This window comes from Methylocaldum sp. (assembly GCF_035627495.1).
In the GTDB taxonomy this organism is placed as follows: Bacteria; Pseudomonadota; Gammaproteobacteria; order Methylococcales; family Methylococcaceae; genus Methylocaldum.
Genome location: NZ_DASPLO010000090.1, coordinates 1 through 19,582 on the forward strand (window position 1 = coordinate 1; position 19,582 = coordinate 19,582).

The 19,582-nt window shown below is 57.7% G+C and carries 18 protein-coding genes; 7 read left to right on the forward strand and 11 right to left on the reverse strand.

Going from position 1 to position 19,582, the window contains the following annotated elements; genetic code table 11:
- The 7 genes from VEB01_RS07680 to VEB01_RS07710 all read right to left on the reverse strand — a co-directional run.
- Positions 1-237, reverse strand: a 237-nt coding sequence (locus VEB01_RS07680; RefSeq protein ID WP_324874266.1) for a SulP family inorganic anion transporter, incomplete at its 3' end; no start/stop codon positions are given.
- A 90-nt stretch (positions 238-327) separates the two neighbouring features.
- A complete protein-coding gene (locus VEB01_RS07685) occupies positions 328-975 on the reverse strand; it encodes a carbonic anhydrase (RefSeq protein WP_324874268.1) in 648 nt (215 codons plus the stop codon).
- A gap of 112 nt (positions 976-1,087) precedes the next feature.
- Positions 1,088-2,647: a complex I subunit 4 family protein gene (locus tag VEB01_RS07690; RefSeq protein WP_324874270.1), complete on the reverse strand. Its 1,560-nt coding sequence runs from the start codon at positions 2,645-2,647 to the stop codon at positions 1,088-1,090.
- 23 nt (positions 2,648-2,670) lie between these two features.
- Positions 2,671-4,188 (reverse strand): complex I subunit 4 family protein, encoded by a 1,518-nt coding sequence (locus VEB01_RS07695; protein ID WP_324874272.1) that lies wholly within the window; start codon positions 4,186-4,188, stop codon positions 2,671-2,673.
- Positions 4,189-4,194: 6 nt separating this feature from the next.
- Complete coding sequence (locus tag VEB01_RS07700; RefSeq protein ID WP_324874274.1) at positions 4,195-5,757, reverse strand: NADH-quinone oxidoreductase subunit 5 family protein; 1,563 nt, start codon at positions 5,755-5,757, stop codon at positions 4,195-4,197.
- Complete coding sequence (locus VEB01_RS07705) at positions 5,750-9,052, reverse strand: DUF2309 domain-containing protein (RefSeq protein WP_324874276.1); 3,303 nt, start codon at positions 9,050-9,052, stop codon at positions 5,750-5,752. The genes VEB01_RS07700 and VEB01_RS07705 overlap by 8 nt, the downstream gene beginning before the upstream one ends.
- Before the next feature lie 10 nt (positions 9,053-9,062).
- On the reverse strand, positions 9,063-10,532 hold the full coding sequence (locus VEB01_RS07710) for a complex I subunit 4 family protein (protein ID WP_324874278.1): 1,470 nt from the start codon (positions 10,530-10,532) through the stop codon (positions 9,063-9,065).
- 298 nt (positions 10,533-10,830) lie between these two features.
- Between VEB01_RS07710 and gltX the strand changes: the two genes are divergently transcribed.
- From gltX to VEB01_RS07730, 4 genes are all read left to right on the forward strand, one after another.
- Positions 10,831-12,231 carry a glutamate--tRNA ligase gene (gene gltX, locus VEB01_RS07715; RefSeq protein ID WP_324874280.1) on the forward strand — a complete coding sequence of 467 codons (1,401 nt, stop codon included), beginning with the start codon at positions 10,831-10,833 and terminating at the stop codon, positions 12,229-12,231.
- Positions 12,231-13,685, forward strand: a complete 1,455-nt coding sequence (gene cysS / locus VEB01_RS07720; RefSeq protein ID WP_324874296.1) for a cysteine--tRNA ligase — start codon at positions 12,231-12,233, stop codon at positions 13,683-13,685. The genes gltX and cysS overlap by 1 nt, the downstream gene beginning before the upstream one ends.
- A 143-nt stretch (positions 13,686-13,828) precedes the next feature.
- Complete coding sequence (locus VEB01_RS07725) at positions 13,829-14,977, forward strand: PQQ-dependent sugar dehydrogenase (protein ID WP_324874282.1); 1,149 nt, start codon at positions 13,829-13,831, stop codon at positions 14,975-14,977.
- A 60-nt stretch (positions 14,978-15,037) separates the two neighbouring features.
- Positions 15,038-15,613 (forward strand): NUDIX domain-containing protein, encoded by a 576-nt coding sequence (locus VEB01_RS07730; protein ID WP_324874284.1) that lies wholly within the window; start codon positions 15,038-15,040, stop codon positions 15,611-15,613.
- Between the two features lie 7 nt (positions 15,614-15,620).
- Here the strand turns inward: VEB01_RS07730 and VEB01_RS07735 are convergent, their stop codons facing one another.
- The gene (locus tag VEB01_RS07735) at positions 15,621-16,133 is read right to left on the reverse strand and encodes an NUDIX hydrolase (protein WP_324874285.1); all 513 of its coding nucleotides are present in this window, start codon (positions 16,131-16,133) and stop codon (positions 15,621-15,623) included.
- A gap of 315 nt (positions 16,134-16,448) precedes the next feature.
- Here VEB01_RS07735 and VEB01_RS07740 point away from each other — a divergent pair, with 315 nt between their 5' ends.
- Both VEB01_RS07740 and VEB01_RS07745 read left to right on the forward strand, forming a co-directional pair.
- Positions 16,449-16,892 carry a hypothetical protein gene (locus VEB01_RS07740; protein WP_324874287.1) on the forward strand — a complete coding sequence of 148 codons (444 nt, stop codon included), beginning with the start codon at positions 16,449-16,451 and terminating at the stop codon, positions 16,890-16,892.
- Positions 16,885-17,136 (forward strand): hypothetical protein, encoded by a 252-nt coding sequence (locus tag VEB01_RS07745; RefSeq protein WP_324874289.1) that lies wholly within the window; start codon positions 16,885-16,887, stop codon positions 17,134-17,136. The genes VEB01_RS07740 and VEB01_RS07745 overlap by 8 nt, the downstream gene beginning before the upstream one ends.
- Before the next feature lie 94 nt (positions 17,137-17,230).
- Here VEB01_RS07745 and VEB01_RS07750 read toward each other — a convergent pair whose 3' ends face one another.
- From VEB01_RS07750 to VEB01_RS07760, 3 genes are all read right to left on the reverse strand, one after another.
- Entirely contained in the window at positions 17,231-17,446 is a 216-nt protein-coding gene (locus tag VEB01_RS07750) for a tyrosine-type recombinase/integrase (protein ID WP_324874298.1), read from the reverse strand.
- Between the two features lie 90 nt (positions 17,447-17,536).
- Complete coding sequence (locus VEB01_RS07755) at positions 17,537-17,737, reverse strand: site-specific integrase (protein ID WP_324874290.1); 201 nt, start codon at positions 17,735-17,737, stop codon at positions 17,537-17,539.
- A gap of 133 nt (positions 17,738-17,870) precedes the next feature.
- Positions 17,871-18,347, reverse strand: a complete 477-nt coding sequence (locus tag VEB01_RS07760; protein ID WP_324874292.1) for a hypothetical protein — start codon at positions 18,345-18,347, stop codon at positions 17,871-17,873.
- Positions 18,348-18,846: 499 nt separating this feature from the next.
- Between VEB01_RS07760 and VEB01_RS07765 the strand changes: the two genes are divergently transcribed.
- Positions 18,847-19,263 (forward strand): hypothetical protein, encoded by a 417-nt coding sequence (locus tag VEB01_RS07765; protein ID WP_324874294.1) that lies wholly within the window; start codon positions 18,847-18,849, stop codon positions 19,261-19,263.
- Positions 19,264-19,582: the final 319 nt, after the last annotated feature.

A 19,582-nucleotide genomic window follows, 5' to 3' on the forward strand; every position in this document is an offset into this window, starting at 1 on the left:
GTTGAACACGATCACCGTGAGCCCCGCCGCCGGGCCGCTCACGCTCAGCTGCGACCCGCTGGCCCAGGCGACCACCAGCCCGCCGACGATGCCGGCAATGACCCCGGAGAACAGCGGGGCGCCCGAGGCGAGGGCGATCCCGAGGCACAGCGGCAAGGCGACCAGGAACACCACGATGCCCGCAGGAATGTCGCTCCGCAGGTGGCTAATGTAGTAATTAATGTGTTTATGCACCATAAGTTAACGCCTCATTGTGTGAGATTGCTCGGCCGGTTGAGCCATGTAGATTCCGTTCGATAAACGTTTGTAGGTAGTTTTTGTTATTCGCTAAATTGTAGATGGATCGGCATATCGGTAAATCGATTCGATCCTGTGATCGGGCGTAAGCGTAATCAAATCGTTAAGGATTCCGTTGTCGAGTCCGTAGACCCAACCGTGCAGTGCCGGACGGCGCTCCGTTTTCCACGCTTGCTGGATAATCGAAGTGTGCGCCAGACTATAGATCTGCTCGATAACATTGAGCTCCACCAACCGAGCGGCACGTGCTTCGGCGGTAGGTTGCCGCTCGATTTCATCCTGATGTAGGCGGTAGACGTCCTTGACGTGCATCAGCCACTTGTTGACCAAGGCAAGTTCAGCGCGCTGGCTCTCCAGCGCAGCCTTGATGCCACCGCAGTTGTAGTGGCCGCATACAATGACGTGCTTGACCTTTAGCACCGAGACGGCGAATTGGATGACACTCAGGCTGTTGAAGTCGGTCGTGATGATCTGGTTTGCGATGTTGCGGTGGACGAAGATCTCGCCCGGTTCCGCGTTGGTGATGATTTCAGCCGGAACGCGGCTGTCCGAGCACCCGATCCAGAGGACGCCGGGCGTTTGTTCTTTTGCCAGTCGCTTGAAATAGTCGGGTTCCTTGGAGATTTTTTCCTCGGCCCAGGCTTTATTTTCAAGTAATAACTTCTCGAATGGTCTCATCGTGAAAAAGGTCCATATTTAGCCGGGGTTCCGGCTCAACGCGTTATTAATCTATAACAGGTATCGAATCGATACAAACAGTTTCCTCGTGCTTGGCAATCGTGACAAACGGTTATTGGTCTAATTCGCTTGCCTGAAGTTCTTCCGGTAACTCCGCGTAAGCGGAGGGGCTGGTTACGGTATTGATACGCGCAAGCCAAGCGGTTACCGCCGGCCGACTGGCGTTGGTAAGAATGCCGGGCATTAGCCCCCCAAATAAGATTAAGCCGATCAACACGCTTGCGAGCGCCAGTTCGCGTGGACGCAAATCGGAAGCGGCACGAACGGCAGCCAGTCTGACAGGGCCCAAGAAGGCCCGTTGGAAAAAGCCGAGGAAATAGGCCGCACCCAAAATTACCCCCAGCAACGCGGCTAGGCCGGCACCGATGTGCGCTTTGAAGGCGCCGATTATGATCAAGTGTTCGGCGGCGAATCCATTGGTGCCGGGTACGCCTATCGCGGCAGCCCCCAGGATGAAGAAAAAGGCGGCGAGTAAGGGGGTCGAACGCGCCAAACCGCCGAGGTTGGAAAGCTCGGTGGATCCCAGTCGATGATGCAGAAATCCAGCCAGTAGAAAGATGCCGCCGGAAACTGTCGCAAAATTAATTAATTGAAACAATGCGCCCTGAACGCCCTGGTGGTTTAAGGTAGCGAGGCCGACTACCACGAAGCCCGCATGACTGATGCTGGAATAAGCCAACAAACGCCGCAGATTGGTTTGCTTCAGAGCGATGAACGCACCGTACAAAACGCCAACGGTGCCCAGTGCCGTCAAGATCCAAATATTTTCTCTCGCCGCATCGGGGACCAGCGGGATAGCGAAGCGCATCATTCCATAGAGCCCGAGCTTGAGTCCCGTGATGAGGGCAGAAACTCCAGCCGGCCCTTCCATTGCCACCGTCGGCAGCCAAGTGTGAAACGGAAACAGAGGCGCCTTGACGGCAAAGCCCAGAAAGAGAAGCAGAAATACCGCGGTGCGCAGTTCTTCGGAAACCGGCAGGTGGAGCAGCGTCAGGTAGTCGAAGGAAAGCCCGCGCGGGGCGGAAAGCCCCATCTGCTCGGCATGGTTCAGCGCCAGGAGGATGATGCCGAACAGCAAGGGAACGCCGCCCGCCAGCATGAAAAGCGTGTACTTGCTGGCGGCATAACGCCGTTGCGGCCCGATTCCCCAGAGGCTCACCAGGAAGAAGATGGGAATTAGGGTAAGCTCCCAAAATAGGAAGAACAGCGCCAGATCGAGAGCGCAGAACACGCCCAGCGTGGCGCTTTCCAGGAGCAATGTGAGAGCGAGATAAAGCCGCACCTGGGTTTGCACCTGTGTCCAGGAGGCTAGGATAACCGCCAAGGTCAGCAGCGCCGTCAGAGGCGGAAACAGAATTGATAGGCCGTCTATCCCCACGACATAGCCAATGTTGAGGCTCGGTATCCAGACCGCGCGTTCTATCAGTTGCATTCTCGCGGAGTCGAAGTCGAAAAGGCCGAGGAGAACCAAGGATAAAAGCAGCTCCGTGAGAGACGCCACTAGGGCCAACCGGCGGGCCGATGCAGGATTCGTAAAGAAAAACAAGGATCCGGCTGCGGCCAGAGGAACGGATATCAGGATGGTGAGAATCGGAAAAACGGCGGTACTCAATTCTGTCTCCATAGAATATCAAGTCAATGTTTCTTTTCTTCGAAACGTTGCGCCAATTCGCTTACCGATTCGTTTACGATTTTCAGCCACGGGTCGGTGTAAAAACCGACGCCTAAGAGAACGGCGCAGACCACTCCGTTAAGCGTTGCCTCGGGAACGGTAAGTCTGGTTTTCTGCGGCTGCAACACGGCCTCTTTGCGTTGGGCCAGAAATGCGCGCTGGAAAGCCCATAACAGGAATGCCGCGGCGAGGACGTTGCCGGTGGCTACGGCAATCGTTATTCCCCAGTCATGCGCTTCGATCGCTCCTTCCAAAAGAAGATGGGCAGCGTCGAAGCCGGGTGTCCCGGGCATCGCCATGGTGCTCAATGCGGATACCAGAAATGTGATGCCCAATAGCGGCATGAGATCGAACAGTCCCCCAAGGCGGGGTAGCAAGGCGCTTCGGGCGCGACGAAACATCAAACCGGCGGAGAATAGAAGACCGCTGGCGGCGATGCCGAAATTCACGGAAAGCAGCAAACTGCCCGCCAATCCCTCGGAATTCAGGCAGAACACGCCGACGACCAGCATACCGGTATGGCTGACCGCGGCGAAGGCCAGAAGCCGCCTTAGATTCAACTGCATTAGCGCCATCAGCGCCCCGTAGAACATCCCCCCCAATGCCAGAACTACAACGGCTGGCTTCAAGGCCTGAACCGCATCGGGCACCAGGGGCAGCACGAATCGCAATAATCCGTAGATACCCACCTTTGCTCCAACCATAAATACGCCGATGGTGGCCAAAGTGCCGTGCTGGGAAACTTGCGGCAACCACGCGTGAAAAGGAAATTGCGCCATCCGCACGGCCAATCCGTAAAACAGGAGTACAAACGCAGCGGATTGGACTGAAGGAGAGGCAGGGGTTTCGAGCAGGGCGCCGAGCGCGAAGGACCAGTCGTCAGAGGCACGGACGTGATTCCAGGCTAAGGTAAGAATGCCGAGGAATAGCATCAACAACCCGCTGAGCATGAACTGCAGGTAAAGCCTGGTCGCCGGACCGTTCGCGGAGGCGGTGCTCCAGCGGCGCAGGATAAACGAGGCCGGGACGAGCTCCAGACACGCCAGGAGCCAAAACTGGAGCAGGTCGACGGTGAGGAAAAGCGCCGTAAGCACGGCCTGGAAGCCGAATAGGCTTGCTACATACAGCCCCGGCGACCGGCGCGGCGGCGTAATCTCCCCGTACAGCATGAGCAAGAAGCTCAAGAGGGCGGTGACGAACACGAAGAGTACGCTTAAGCCGTCAATGCCCAGGTGATAGTGGAGGAACGGCAGCAGCGTAAGGTGTTCCGCGAACTGCAAGCGCGCGGTGTTCGAGTCGAAGGCTATCAGCAGATAACACGTTAGGGCGAGTTCGAGACCGGCGCCCACGAGCCCGATAATGAAAGCTTGCCGTTGAGACTGGGCGAAATAAGCGGCGCCCATGGCAACTAGCGGCAAAAAGATCATCGTGCTCAGGATGGGGAACGCGGCTTGCGTCGCCCAGTTGATTTCATCGAGCATGGCTTCTCACACGGTTGCTAGCAGAGTGACAATGACTAAAAGAATCAGGTAGCGCGGTTGAGTCAGAACGGATTCGACGCCTGTGAGCCGCATGCCCAGCCGGCGCCCCTGGGTCACGAGATCCATACCCAGGCCTTGTAAGACCAGACGCTCTTCGAACCAGTGGAATGCGGAAGCAAAGAGATCGGTCAATATTCCGAGCAGTCCGCCGATCCGACGCGCGTTTCCGGTCGTACCGTAGCCCGCGCCGAGCCGATGTTCTTCCCGTTCGGCCAACGCCGAAAGTCCCCTCATGGCCGGCGCGGGCAGTCCGACAATTTCTTCCACGACGCGGCGATCGAAAACGTTCAAATCGGCTGCGAAGCGGCCAATCGGCTTGACGAGGGTCTGATGACCCAAGTGTTCCAGCCAAAAACGCTGTAACGACGCGGTATAAAGCCAGCGCGAACGGCCCGCGAAAGACGGAACCGGCCGGGCCGGTCTATCGAAAATGCGATGCATCAGCGCCGGCGCGGTCAGGAACTGGTAGCCGCGTAGTACGGTGTGAGCGCCCAGATGCCAAGCCGCCAATTGCCACCAGCCGAGACCGCAAGCCAGAAACATCAGTCCGACCTGTCCGGTGGTGGAAAAAATCAGCGCGGACTTGACGTCGGTCTGGGTCAAGCTGCAAATAAAGCCGTAAAGGGCCGTCACCAGACCCATGGCCGCCATGAGCGCCATGGCCGTAGGCGCCGCCTCGAAGACCGCTTGAAGCCGCAACACCAAGAAAACGCCGGCATGAATCATGACGGCGCCGTAAAAGATGGCGCTGGAGGGTGTCGGCCCTTCCATGGCGCGAGCCAGCCAGGGCGACAGGGGAACTTGGGCCGACTTGGCGGCGGCCGCCAATAGGAAACAAACTGCTATCAGACCGGCTTGCGGACTATCGAGATTCGCAGCCCCTCGGATAATCTGCGGCCATTCCACACCACCGGTCCAAGCGAACGCCAAGAAAATTCCCAGAGTGAAGCCCGCATCGCCGATCCGGTTGGTCACGAAGGCGTGGGTAGCGTTGGCGGCGGCCACCGGCCGGTCGTAGGCATAAGCGATAAGGAGATAGGAGCACACACCGGCCAATTCCCAGCCGATGAAGGTGAAAACCGCGTTCCCCGCCAATACCAGCAACTGCATGGCGCCGGCGAAAAGGGATAGGATCAGGAAAAAACGATGAAAGCCGGCTTCGCGGTGCATGTAATTCACCGAAAATCGGGCGACCATCAGCGAGAACAACGCGAACAGCGACGACAAGGCCAGACTGAGGTTACTCAGTGCAAAGCTGACGTTTACGAGGTAATCGCCGCTGGACAGCCAAGTGCCCAGAATAACCTGCTCGGAAATAAGGTCCGTCTGACGGCACCAGAAGACCGCAATCGTCAAGATAAAAGATATTGCAGTCATACCGACCGCGATGGCTGCGGTCGGGCGCTCTCCCGGTTCTCCTTCGAGACGTCTGGAAACAAGACCGATGCCGATGGCCGAGGCCGCCAAAATCGGCAGGCCGGGGACCAGCGGTATGATCCAATCAAGCATAGGACGCCCCCGGCGATGGTTGTTGAATTAAGGCGGGAGGCAGCGGACCGGTGTGCCCGGTATACCAATCGGAGGAGCGCTCGACCGTAGGCAAGGGATGACGCTCCCCGTCCCAGGGCATGAATCCGCGGCCCGGCACGAATATCGAAATTTCCCCGGTATCCGGATCGATGGTAGACAGAAGCACCCAACCGTTGCCGATCAGCTCCTGCAATGACGGCTGACGCTCGTAAATCGCGGTCAAAACTTCGGTTTTATGCTCCACGACGATTTGCAGCCGCATGGCTTCGTGGATTTCGACCATCTGCCGGGGAAGCCCGGTTCGAAGATCGCTGGCCGCACCCTCCATGACGCCGAAAAGTCCGGTGACGTTGTGGGGCACTTTAGTCCCGCAGCCGAAGCGCTCGTTGTTTACGGTAGAAAAGTAGTATTCGAGATTGATGCCGGCGCCGACGGGTCCCACTGCCAGCAAAACGTTTTCGAGAACGTTGCCGATGGGGTCTTGGGTCGGATCGTATGAAATCAGGAACACCCGGCGGTCGAAAAATGCGCCTTGGCTGAAGGATCGCCGTCCGACGAAAGCCGAGGCATTGGTGGCATGGCCCAGCTCCGGGCGCGCCTGGCTGAAATCGGTGGCGCGCTCGGCGATGTGGGCAAGCGCTTTATCCGGAGTCGGATTGCGCGGGGCCGAGGCAAGCCGGCGGCAACGCTCGTGGGCCGAGAGGCGCCGGGCAGCGTCCAGGTCGTGCTTGAGTTTGCTGAGCACGGGCCGCGAGAGCGGAGGGAGATCCGCTACGTCGTACCAGAGGATATCCTCGTTGCAGGTATTGTGTTCGGCACCGAGGAACCAGGTATCGTCAGGAATGATTATGCCCTTTTCGGCAAGCAGCCGGCGCACTTCGGGACGATTGGCCATGGCGGCGAAAGCGCGCGCATTGGGGCCCCCGTGGCGTCCGCTGCACGCGCCGCAGTCATAGGCCGCGAGATGCGGATTGTTCTGGCTGATCGATCCATGCCCCATGAGGACGACCAGCGGGGCAAAGCCATAGGTCAGACCGGTGACGCGCAGAAACGCCGAAACGCGGTCGGCCTGTTCCGAGTCGGTAAAGCCGAGGCGGGGATTTTCCGGCGTTGCGGGAGCGCTGCCGTTTGCCGCCGTAAGAAGGAGTTCGGTGGGCACCTCCGGAACAAGCAACGCATCCGTTCGTTGAGCAAGAGCGGTTTGTCGGGCCGGGAAAAACACTTTGCCTATCAGCGCCAGCAAGATGCCGGGCGATAGCAGGTCGATCAAGATCTGAGAGGAAATAAGATTCCGGCGGATTTCCTGGTTGAACACGGCGCTGATTCGTTGGCGAAGGCTTCGGCGCCCATCGTGCCTATCGCGCAGGTCTTCCTGGCCCGGACGGGGAACTTCGCGTACTTCGTGTGCCGGCGTGACGACGATCGGGCAAAGCGGCGTGATATTGTCGTCGTCGAGACCGCGCCAGTTGATCGGCACACCGAAGAAGCCGGCGGCGCCCAAGGTTTCGATGCTCGGATTTAATTCTTCGAGGTGGCGTCGAATGCCTTCCTCCCGGTCGTCGATACAGAATATGACCTGCGCCTCCGGGCGATCGTCCCGCTTCGCCCAGCGGCCGCGTCCCTGATTGTTGGCGAGGGCGTTGAATAGTTCTTCCCGGTAGCGCCGTTCGTAGGCACAGAGCCAAAGATGGCCGCGCTGCGATGAAGATAAACCGTCCAGCGCGGCGAGCAGGACTTCGCAATCCTGCAAAGACAGGGTGCGAATATCATGTCCCGAGAGACCCAAATGCTGAGCCAAACGGAACAGACGCCAGCCGCTGTTGTAAATGGTGAGCCGTTGCGGTTTTTCCGCCAACGAACTGTGCTTCCAGGTAGAGATCATGTCCGCGACCGACCACCAACGTTCCCGATCGGAGCTCTCCGATCGGGATTCGGTGAGCAATTGCTGTGCGCAGGCGGCCAAATATTCGGGTAGATGGCCTTCGAACAACGCGTGGCGGACCAAGAATTCGGAGGGATTCCGTTCAAAATAAGAGCGCAGCGACGGCCAGGTGCCGGTTATGCCCCAGATTTCACGGCAGAGCCCTTCGGTCGCCACGCGGTCCAGAATTAGTCGAACCGCCAGATAATCCATGAGAGAGGCAGGCGCTTCCCGATTGGCTTCGTAACCGGGATGATGCTGCCGCCAATTGATGATGCCCGACCAGCCGGGCAGTTCCAGGGCTAGGCGCTCCAAATAACATTCCCAACGATCCTCCGGAAGTCCGATGCGGACCAGCTCGGCATGCACGGCGTCGACCGCATGTTCGGGCAAAGTCGACAGGATTTCCGGCCAGTCTGGAAGATCGCTCAGACCGAGCGCGAGATCGTAGGGCGCCGAACGGCGCCATGCGGAATACAGTCCTTCCCGGCGATCCGGTGCATGCCAGGCGGCCAATCCTTCATCCAGATGGGAAGCGCTGAAGCGGATCAGTATCGGGCGGACGATGTCGAGCATATCCCGACCGGTCAACGCTGCGAGCAGACCGCGCAACGAAACGCCATGGCCGACATCGGCGAAAGTGGATTCGAGAAGCGCGCGTGACTCCATTTTCATCTTCTGACGGGCAAGGGTAGTGTTTCCCCTCGCGTCATTCAGCAAGCCTTCCGCTTGCCGAACCGTAAGATCGGTCAGGTCTTCGGGATGCGGGGCGGTGTGTTCCAGTCCGAGAACCCTCAGGCCGGCATTCCACAAGTCGCGAATCAAGCCGGCTTCATGCAAAGCCTCTCCGTTTCCCGCTATCCGTTTGACGGAGTCCAGGAGAAGATGGCGCGCTCCGGGCGGGACATCGCTTTGAAACCGAGCGAGGGCCGCCATTTCGTCGATTTGCCAATTCAGTTGGCTCGGCGTCAGCGCATCCACGCCGTAAATCAGGGTTACGCGATAGACGTCCCGGCGCAGAAGGGCCCGATCGCCGATTCGCAGCAGTACCTCGTCGCCTTTGAGTTCGGGTTTTTCCGCGAAGGCGGCGGCCAGGTCCTCATCGCGGATGCGGCCTTGAGCATAGAACTTCCGGAACTCCTCGTCGGACAAATAGCCGCGGATGCCGGTCAGGCGCTCGACCGACTCCAGAGCTTCCTGGAACGGCAGATGCTGATAACCGTGCAGCGTGTTGTGGTGCACGAAGTTCAGGATGGGCGCCTGCCCCGGCAACACGTGATCGAGGTAGTCGACCGCTTCCTGAAGCCGCTGGCGGATATCGGGCTTCGAATCTTTCGATTGGGGCGATAGCACGGTAGCCTCCTTAGAAATTTTTGTGGCCAAAGATCGCACTGAGTCCGTAGACGGAGGCGTTCATCAACTCCACAACGGGTCCCGGCACGAGTCCCAGAGCCATAATGCCGACCGCCAAAGTGCCCGCGGCGATTAGTTCGTGGCTGTGCAAATCACGGACGTTTTGCATCTCGGGACGCACCGGACCGGTGAATAGCCGGGCGGCGGTTCGGATGGCGTAGGATGCCCCGATGAGTACCCCGAGGCTTACAAACACCATGACCCAGCCGAAACTCTGGAAGCCTCCGATGATGGCGTGAAGCTCCGCCACGAAACCGGCCGAGCCAGGCAATCCCATGGACGCGAGAAGCGCCAAGGTGGTGAAGAACGCGAAGCGCGGGGTCACGTGAACCAGCGAGCTGCAGTCGGAAATTTCTCGGGTGTGGGTGCGCTCGTACAAAAGCCCGATCAATAGAAACAGCGCGCCCGCGATGAGGCCGTGGGCGGTCATCTGCAAGATGGCGCCCAGTAATCCGCTTTCATTGAGCGCGGCGATGCCGAGGAGCACGATGCCCATATGGCTGATGGACGAGTAGGCGATCATGGCCTTGAGATCGGTTTGCCGCCAAGCCAGCAATGCACCGTACAAAATGCTGATCAAAGCGATGCCGGCGAGCACGGACTGGAGAGCCAAGGCCGCCTCCGGCAGCATGCCCACCGCTTTGAGCAAGCCGTAGGCACCCATTTTGAGGAGTGCGCCCGATAGCAGAATGCTCACGGGACTCGGCGCTTCCACGTGGGCGAGCGGCAACCAGCCGTGAATGGGAAACACCGGCATTTTTACGCCGAAGCCAATCAGGAAACCGAAAAAAATCCAAATCTGCTGGTCCCGAGGCAGGCTCCGGGCCGTGGCCGACATCGATCCCATGGTGGTGGAGTGCTCGGAGGAGGCGGTGAAAATCATCAGCAGGCTGACCAGCATGAACACCGACCCGCCCATGGTGTAGAGGACGAAATTGAGGCTCGCCGTGTGCTTGCGTTTGCCGCCCCATTGGTCGATGAGAAAAAAGAGCGGAATCAGCGTCAGCTCCCAAAACACGTAGAACAGAGCCCAATCCTGGGCCAGAAAGACGCCGATCATCCCGAATTCGAGCGCGAGGAGCCAAAAATGATATCCCTTGACGCGCGTCGTCACGCTTTCGGAAGCCAGCATCGCCACGAGACTGAGCAGAGCCGACAACACGACCATGGGCAAGGAAAAACCGTCGACGCCAAGGGCATAGTAGCTCCCGAGCTCCGCGTTCCAGGGCAAGCTTTCCGCAAATTGGATTGTCGACGAAGAGGCGTCGAAATGCAGCAGAAGCCAGACGGCCAACATCAGGACGACAACGGACGAAACCAGGGCGGTGATCCGAATAGAGCGGATTTGTTGCGCCGGGATGGCCAATATGGCTAATGCACCGACGATGGGTGTCCAAAGGATCAGGCTGAGGATATACATGATCAAATGCTCGTTTTGCTCGGCAGGATTCCGAATCTTGTAGTTTTTGTCGGCCGAGAGCCATGAATGGTGTAATTGTTTTGACTCGATACGAGAAATCAAAATTTCGACGAAGGGTAGCTTAACATGGTCTTGTTGCGCAAGACGCCACTCGAGAGATGGATGACATAGGCTCCGGTCGACCGGCGAAGCGCAGCGGGCGGAGCTTTTGCAGGGTTGCGGCAGGTCCGGCCTTGCACTAAAGTGTCCAACTCGCAAGATTCTTGCCGAATATCTCTCCCTCCATCCGTCCTTATATATGAAACCGACCAAGACCCGCTTCGCTCCCAGCCCAACCGGGCTCATGCACCTTGGCAACGCACGTACGGCGCTGTTTAGTGCGTTGTTCGGCGATCGTTTCCTGCTCCGCATCGAAGATACCGACCAGGAGCGGAGCCGCAGCGAGTTTGTCGATGAACTTATGGGCGACTTGCGTTGGCTGGGCTTGAATTGGGATGAAGGCCCCGAAACCGCGGAGCCGAACGAACAGTATTTCCAGTCCCGCCGCGGCGTCGTCTATCAGCGCTATTACGAGGAACTGGAGCAGCAGGGCCGAGCTTATTTCTGTTTTTGTTCGCAGCGCGAACTGGAAATCTCCCGGAAGGTTCAGATGAGTTCCGGTCGTCCTCCCCGTTATTCGGGGAAATGCGCGAATCTGAGTTCCGCGGAGATAAGCCGCAACCTGCAGGAAGGGCTTGAGCCGACTTTGCGATTTCGGGTACCGAAGAACGAGACGGTGGAGTTCGAGGATCTGGTGCGCGGCTCCCAAAAATTCGCGACCGACGACATCGGCGACTTCATCATCCGCCGCGCCGACGGCAGTGCGGCGTTTTTCTTTTGCAATGCGATCGACGACGCCTTGATGGGAGTGACCCACGTGGTGCGGGGCGAAGATCACCTGGCCAACACGCCGCGCCAAATGATGATTCTCGCGGCGCTTAACCTGCCGATACCGCAGTATGCCCACATTTCGCTGATCCTAGGGGATGACGGGGCGCCGCTGTCCAAGCGGAACGGCAGCCGCAGCCTGAATCAATTGCGCGAAGAAGGCTATTTTCCTGTCGCTCTGTTGAACATGCTGGCCCGGCTCGGCCATCACTACGAAAGCGACGAAATCATGGATTTACCGACCCTCAAGGCCCGTTTCGATCTGTCCCATCTGGGCAAATCGCCGGCTCGCTTCGATATCACTCATCTCGATCACTGGCAGCAGGAGGTAGTGCGTTCGGCGGACGACGAGACGCTCAGGAAATGGCTGCGCAAGGAGACCTGCGCCATTGTTCCCGATGATCGATTGGCGGAATTCATCGAAATCGTGCGCAGCAACTGCGTGTTTCCGGATCAGGCCGACCGGTGGGCGCGCATTCTGTTCACCGACGAGTTGCAGCTGGAGCCCGAGGCCGCCGAAGCGGCGAAGCAAGCCGGCGAGTCTTATTATCTGTCCGCCATCGATGCGGCCAATGCGGCCGAAGCCGAGTTCGACGTGTTCATGCGCGAGCTGAAAGGCAAGACCGGAGCCAAGGGGAAGGCGCTTTTCATGCCGCTCCGCGCGGCGTTGACCGGGCGTCTGGACGGGCCGGAACTCGGAACGCTTTACCGCGTGCTGGACAAGCATCGCCTGCATCGCCGTCTAGCCGAATTCACCTACGAGTCCGAATGATGCTCAAGATCCACAACAGCCTGACCGGCCGGAAGGAAGTTTTCACCCCCATCGAGCCGGGCAAGATCCGGCTCTACGTGTGCGGCATGACCGTGTACGACTACTGCCATCTGGGTCATGCCCGCGTCATGGTGGTGTTCGACATGGTGGTGCGCTATCTCCGCCATCTCGGCTATCAGGTCACCTACGTCCGGAATGTCACCGACATCGACGACAAGATCATCAAGCGGGCCAACGAGAACGGTGAGCCCATTGCGGCGCTGACCGAACGATTCATCGAGGCGATGCATGAGGACGAGCGGGCGCTGGGGGTATTGCCGCCGGACATCGAGCCGCGGGCGACTCGGTCCATAGAGGACATGCTGGCGATGATCCGGGCGCTGATCGACCGTGGCTATGCCTATGTCGGCGGGAACGGAGATGTTTTTTATGCCGTGTCCAGATTCGAGGGTTACGGTCGTCTATCCGGCAAGAACATCGAGGATCTCCGGGCGGGCGAACGGGTGGACGTGGACGAGGCCAAGCGCGATCCCTTGGATTTCGTGCTGTGGAAAATGGCAAAACCCGGTGAACCCTACTGGGATTCGCCCTGGGGCAAGGGGCGTCCCGGCTGGCACATCGAGTGCTCGGCCATGTCCACCCGCTGCCTGGGCAATCATTTCGACATTCACGGCGGCGGCATGGATTTGCAGTTCCCCCACCATGAAAACGAAATCGCGCAATCGGAAGGCGCGACCGGCGAGAAGTTCGTCAACCTGTGGATGCACAACGGCTTCGTGCGGGTGAACGAAGAGAAAATGTCCAAATCCCTGGGCAATTTTTTTACCGTGCGCGAGATTCTGGCTCGCTACCGTCCGGAAGTCGTGCGCTTCTTCATTCTCAACAGTCATTACCGGAGTCCTCTGAACTACTCCGACGAAAATCTCGACGAAGCCAATGCCGCGTTGACCCGGCTTTACACGGCCTTGCGCGGACTCCGTTGCGATCTTCCTCTGCATGAGGGAGAGGGCAGGGGCGAGAGTTTTATCGCCCGCTTCGAAGAGGCGATGAACGACGATTTCAACACCGCCGAAGCGATTGCCGTGTTGTTCGATCTGGCTCGGGAGGTTAACAAAGCGCGGACCGTTAACCCTGCGGAAGCGGAAAAATTAGCAGCGACACTGAGGCGTATGGGGGGTGTGTTGGGGCTGCTTCAGGCCGATCCGGAAGATTGGTTTAAGGGGAAACCACATACCATAAAGCCAACCGGGGGTGTTAGCTTCGGCGGCAGTGCTCCAATCACATTCATTCCTGCCGCTTACTCCGATGAGAAAATCGACGAGCTGATTCAACAGCGCCTCGACGCCCGAAAAAACAAAGACTGGGCCACCGCCGACCGCATTCGGGACGAGCTCAAAGAGCAGGGTATCGTATTGGAAGACGCAACGGGCGGAACGACCTGGCGGCGGCTTTGACTTCAATTTGTTCGCCTGGTAAAGCCGCCTTCTGCCGACGGACGGGGGCTTCCGGTATCCTGGATACCAGGAGCGAAAAGTCATAATCTGTGTTCGAAAAGGTCAAAATCGCGAATTAGTAGGAAATTCATGGAGGAGGCGTTGTGACAGTTGAATCGGACAAGATGAAAAAGATCGGAGTTTACTTCGGGATTGTGGCGGCCGTTATTGCCTTGGGGGTCAGTGCTTTTTCGTCTTTGGGAAGCGCTTACGAGTCGGAAGGGCAAAAATTTTCGGTAGAGGTCATTGCCGAACAGCAGGACGTGATCTGGGGTTTCGACTTTCTTCCCGACGGGCGCATCGTGTTCACGGAACGAAACGGGCAGTTGCGTATCCTCGATCCGAAAACCAAGGCGGTGCAAACCGTGCAAGGAGCGCCGGCCGTGGTTCAGGCCGGACAAGGTGGATTGTTGGACGTGAGGGCTCATCCCGCTTTCGACAGAAATGGCTGGATCTATCTGACGTATTCGGAAAAAGCGGATCATGGAATGACCACGGTCCTCGGGCGTGGCCGGCTGGAAGGCGCGGATCTGAAGGATTACCGGAAGCTTTTCAGCGCTTGGGAGCCCAACGGGAACAACATTCACTTCGGCTCGCGCATAGAATTCGATGGCGGCGGCAAGCTCTTCATCTCGGTCGGCGATCGGAACGAGCGGCATAATGCGCAAGATTTGCGATATCACAACGGCAAGATCCTGCGTCTGAACGAGGATGGAAGCGCGCCGGCCGATAATCCGTTTGCGAAAAATCCGGACGCCAAGCCGGAGATTTGGAGCTACGGCCACCGCAATCCGCAAGGGCTGGTAAAACATCCGGTTACCGGTGAGCTGTGGGAGAGCGAATTCGGGCCTCGCGGCGGCGACGAAATCAATCTGATCCGTCCGGGAGCCAACTATGGCTGGCCCGTCATTACTTATGGCCACGAATATTGGGGGCCGAAAATCGGGGAGGGCACCCAAAAAGCGGGCATGGAACAGCCGTTGGCATATTACGTACCGTCCATTTCTCCTTCCGGAATCGCCTTCTATTTCGGCGATGCCTTCCCGAAGTGGAAGGGCAATCTGTTCGTGGCCAACTTGAGCGGTCAGCATCTTCGCCGGCTGGTGATCGACGACGGCAACAAGGTGGTGAAGCAGGAGGAATTGCTGAACGATCTCGGCCTGAACTTTCGCCATGTAAGGCCGGGGCCGGAAGGACTCCTTTATTTTTCGACCGACGACGGCAAAGTCGCTCGTCTGGTGCCTAAGCCCTAACCAATCGCCCGTTTGCCGCGGAATGAAGCCGTTTGAGTATCTTGCAATTTGGAAGCGACTATGAAATTAGAGAATTCCGAAGCTTTATTGTTTGACGACCTCGACTTAAGACCCGGGCCGTACGATGCATTTCGTTTTTGCCCTCGGTGCGGCGGCGAATACTTGAGTATGCAGGAGCACCGCGCGATAAAGTGCGGTCGCTGCGGTTTCCTGTATTTCTTCAACACGTGCGCGGCTGCGGGCGCATTCGTTTTTTACCAGAACCAGTTGGTTTTGTGCGTGCGCGCCAAGGATCCGGCAAAGGGCAAGCTCGATCTTCCCGGGGGATTCATCGAGTTCAACGAGACGGTGGAAGACGCGCTGCGGCGGGAAATCGCCGAAGAGTTGAACCTCGAAACGATCAACTACCGCTATCTAACCAGCGTGCCGAATGATTACTTGTACGGCGGCATGCTTTACAAAGTGACGGATATGGTCTTTCTTTGCGATGCCCTGCATATCGGTACTTTAAAGGCGGCGGACGACGTGGCCGATTATCGGCTGGTGTCGCCTTACGATATCGACCCCGAAGAACTGGCGTTCAACTCGACGAGAACGGCGCTTGAAAAACTGCTGATATTGTTGGATCAGACCTAAGTGCGGTTTAGCCTGCAGCCTCCAAAACGCGGTAGGTTTGCCAGATCAGCCGGAAAGACGAGGTCAGTCCGATTCCCGAGCCGTTAACCCAGGCGTCCAGTTCATCCGGGTTAAACCATCGGCACTCGTCGATCTCGCCGCGGTTGAGTTGCAGTTCACCGGAATGGACTGCGCGATAAACGTGAACGAATTCCCAACCGGTTTGTTCGGAGGCGGGTAGCTTAAATAGGAATTGGAGAGGTGCGCGGCTCGGGACTCCAAGCTCTTCGCCCAGTTCTCGCACCGCGCAATCGTCGTAGCTCTCGCCCCAATCGACATGCCCGGCGGCGGACGTATCCCAAAGCCCGGGATTTACGTCCTTGGTCCGTGAGCGTTTTTGCAGAAGTATTTCGCGGAGATCGTTGAATACCAGGATATGCACGGCCCGGTGACGCAACCCTAACCCATGGACCACGCCCCGAGCACGAGGACCGATAACGCCGTCATGTTCATCGACTTCATAAAGCAATTCGTCATTCATGGATGGTCTCGTGTTAGGTTGGTTGCGATTGCCGTTCCGGCGCTTCACGGACGAAAAACCCTGCCGCCATTCATGCGGCGGATGCAAAAAAGCTATCCCTGCAAGGTAATTAGGCGCATGCTGGGAGGTGGCGGATTTTCGCCTACCGATCAGGAAACAGCCATGAAAACGCGAATGAAAGGCAACAGCCCGAGGAAGGAGAGTAAGGGCAAAAGTAAACGTAAGCCAGCTAAATGAACAGGCGCTTCAAGCAGACGGCGCATTGGCCGCCGGTAACAGTTATTCCATGCTTGGCCTGAATCGCAGAGGAAAAATATGCCTGAGATACCAGAAATACCCCCATGGTGGGGCTACAGCAGAGACCATGGCTGGGTCATCATAGACCGGACGATTCCACCGAATAAATCGGACCGGAGCCAGGAATTTTTGTTCTTCCGGTGCCGTGATTCGGTCACGTTTCTGGATAAGAGAAGTCGATGGGCTGCCCCGCGTTATATATACGCGTCGACCTATATCAATTCTCTGACACATCCGGAGTCCGAGGAAGCGGCTCTGGAGTACGGCAAGCTCAAGTCTCGATGGACTGAATTCGAAGCCGAGATACGAAGTCAGTATGAGTCGATCGAAAACGAGCGGCAGCAATCGGAACAAGAGCGTGTCCGGTTAGAGGTGGCGAAAAAAGGAATAAAAGCCACTAAGGCTAGGGTGCGCAAAGCCGCTGCGGGAGGCAACGGCGAATCGCAGGCAAAGGATGAGTAACACGAAGATTCCTCTGTCATCCGTGTCGCGGATTGATCCGATACCAGCGTCCGATGCAGTGATTCAGGAAGTGAATGTCTCGGTGTTCAAGAATGATTCCGCTTCTTCCGCAGTGGCTCTTGGCGGTTCGATCGGCAACCGATGCCGAGCCCGCTGCTTGCAAAAACCATGGATCAGGCCCGGAGATTTTCCGGGCACCGACAAAATGGCCGTGATCGGAAAACTCAAGCCGTTGATGCCTTAGCGGTACCGCCGAGCAGCACCGTTGCGCTGCTCGGCGACAACATCGCCGGCAAGACCACCCCTTGTCCATGCGGTCGCTCACGCGGCCCCGGTGACTACATCTCGGTCTGTTCCGAGATTTCGAGGGCGTCATCGACCCCAATGCCGAGATACCGTACCGTGCTTTCGCGTTTCGTATGGCCGAGAAGCAATTGCACGGCTCGCAAGTTTTTCGTACGCCGGTAGATCAAAGTGGCCTTGGTCCGACGCAGGAAGTGAGTGCGGTAGGCCGCCGGGTCGAGCCCGATTGATTGAACCCACTGATTGACGATGCGAGCGTATTACCGGGTAGAGAGATGGGGCGAAGCGTGCATTCGGCTTGGAAAGAGATACTGGTCCGACCAGAGTTGGGTTTGGCTGATTCAGGCCGCCAGGGATTTCCGAGTTTGTTCGGTGATTTCGAACTGAACGGGACGGTGCGTTTTCTGCTGCATGATGATGGCTCGCGAGAAGACTTGGCTTCCTTGTGCCGCCTCGCAAACCCGTAGCCGAACCAGGTCGCCGCGCCGCTTACGGTTGATCGCTAGATTGAACAGCGCCAGTTCCCGCGTCCGATTCGCCAATTGGAGACGGATTCCGGATGGCCCAGATCTCCTTCAGCTTGAGCGGGGATTCCTTGCGAAACAGGGGTTCACGGAGTGCGGGTCACAAGGTCCAGCCGGGATGAAGTCCCGGCTGGAGAAGATCGATCGTACCCTACTTGAAGCCGTAAAGAATCACGCTGCCGATGCTGCCGCTGTCGGCGGGTCCGTTGACGTCGGGGTGGTTGTTGTAGGTCGGTACATAAACCATGCCATTGGCCACGACCGGCGGTGTGAATTTCGAGAACTTGCCGTAGTTGTAATAATCGCTGTTGCCGAGAGGGTTGATCCGAAGGCGCTTGAGCTGTTTTTGGCCATTGAGGGTGACCACCGTGCCTGCATCGTAAGCCACTAGCCGTCCATCGACGATGCCCTGGTTGGCATTTCCGTTGAGCGGAAACGTCGCGAACAGTACGCCGGTGGTCTTGATCCCGGCGTTCGAGGACACCGTCATGAGGCCGCCGGGCATACCTCCCGGTGCGGGCACCGTCGCCGAGGCGACGTCGCTGCCGTTGGCGCGGAAGCCGGCGACCCGCGACGAAGCCTTCTTATAGTTGTAGGCCTTGATCGTGGCGTTTTCGCCTATTGGCACCGAATGACGTGTTCAGATTGAAACGTTGTCAAGCGGAGGGAAGCGTGGAAACTGATCGTCGAGGGTTGACGCAGAAAAATGGAGGATGCAAGGGGTCGAAAGCGCCCCTTCCTCAAGGGGTGCTTTCGACCCAAAGCCGTCATTGAGGTTCTCCAGAAAATCTCGTTTTCTGGCGCTTGAAGTGTTCATATCGGCTGATGATCTTGCCCCCCCTTTCGTGGATACCCGTTTCATGCAGCAAAACGTCGAACTCCATTTTTTGCCAGCCTACCTCACTGCTGTGTTGCCGAGGGTGGGGGACAGTCCTCTTGCGGGCGGACAGACACAAGCGTCTCTACCAGCAACCCGGGAACTCAATGGATACTGCTCATAGGCGCTGCCCAATCATCGAGCAGGCTGTCTAACGGATTGGCGTTGGGTTTGATCAACATCCACGGTTGACGATGCCTCTCCGCGAGTTCATCGTTTGGCGACGGGATGCGTTTTGGAGATAGTTTAGATGCGTGAGGGAATAAGCGTGCGTTTGGCGATTTTCGGAAGACACGTCGGCCAATCGACAGCCGCCTGTCTAACGGCAATGACTAAAGGCGATCTCGCATCCGTCACTTTACAGCATTGGCAGATCGCACTCACAACCGGACTCGCCGCGGGGGTTTTCGGCGTTCTGGTGAGTCTAGGACCTCTGATTAAGTTTTACGATAATAAATGGACGACCGCGGCAATCGCATTTTTCGGAACGGTCATTGCGGACCGGTGGTCCCATCCCTCTCATTTTGGTGGCCCATGGTCGGAGGCGCTTGTGACGGCTTTCGGCGCCGCCGCACTTTGCCTCCTTTTATCGTACACACCGATCGGCAAGGCCATCGAGAAGCTCGAAAAACCTGAACCTCGGCCAACATCGGACCGGCACGAGTAACGTAAGGAGCCAAGCGGGTCTGATCCTCTGTACATGCGCATCTGCTGCTCCTGAGACAAAGATGCTTGGAGTGGCCTGCGCAATATGGATTGAGGCGATAGGAAGCGTACAAGCGTAGCCGGCCTTTCTGCGTGTGTTATTCAATCCGATGTTTGAGAAAGGAGGGACCCACATGAAAGACGAGTTATGCTCGAAAGTTGTGGATGAGGGGCTGAGGTAGGCGGCGTATTCTGGATGGTCTTCGAGGTCATCCATTCCTGTTGAGAGGAGCGAATACGCCATGAGTGAAGATAAGGTCATTCGGTTGAAGAGTCCAGGG

What these genes read in the sequence shown, in the direction of transcription:
- VEB01_RS07685 (WP_324874268.1), bottom strand. Translation starts at nt 975, where the DNA reads ATGAGACCATTCGAGAAGTTATTACTTGAAAATAAAGCCTGGGCCGAG.
- VEB01_RS07695 (WP_324874272.1), bottom strand. Translation starts at nt 4,188, where the DNA reads ATGCTCGATGAAATCAACTGGGCGACGCAAGCCGCGTTCCCCATCCTG.
- VEB01_RS07700 (WP_324874274.1), bottom strand. Translation starts at nt 5,757, where the DNA reads ATGCTTGATTGGATCATACCGCTGGTCCCCGGCCTGCCGATTTTGGCG.
- VEB01_RS07710 (WP_324874278.1), bottom strand. Translation starts at nt 10,532, where the DNA reads ATGTATATCCTCAGCCTGATCCTTTGGACACCCATCGTCGGTGCATTA.
- gltX (WP_324874280.1), top strand. Translation starts at nt 10,831, where the DNA reads ATGAAACCGACCAAGACCCGCTTCGCTCCCAGCCCAACCGGGCTCATG.
- cysS (WP_324874296.1), top strand. Translation starts at nt 12,231, where the DNA reads ATGCTCAAGATCCACAACAGCCTGACCGGCCGGAAGGAAGTTTTCACC.
- VEB01_RS07730 (WP_324874284.1), top strand. Translation starts at nt 15,038, where the DNA reads ATGAAATTAGAGAATTCCGAAGCTTTATTGTTTGACGACCTCGACTTA.
- VEB01_RS07735 (WP_324874285.1), bottom strand. Translation starts at nt 16,133, where the DNA reads ATGAATGACGAATTGCTTTATGAAGTCGATGAACATGACGGCGTTATC.
- VEB01_RS07740 (WP_324874287.1), top strand. Translation starts at nt 16,449, where the DNA reads ATGCCTGAGATACCAGAAATACCCCCATGGTGGGGCTACAGCAGAGAC.
- VEB01_RS07745 (WP_324874289.1), top strand. Translation starts at nt 16,885, where the DNA reads ATGAGTAACACGAAGATTCCTCTGTCATCCGTGTCGCGGATTGATCCG.
- VEB01_RS07765 (WP_324874294.1), top strand. Translation starts at nt 18,847, where the DNA reads ATGCGTGAGGGAATAAGCGTGCGTTTGGCGATTTTCGGAAGACACGTC.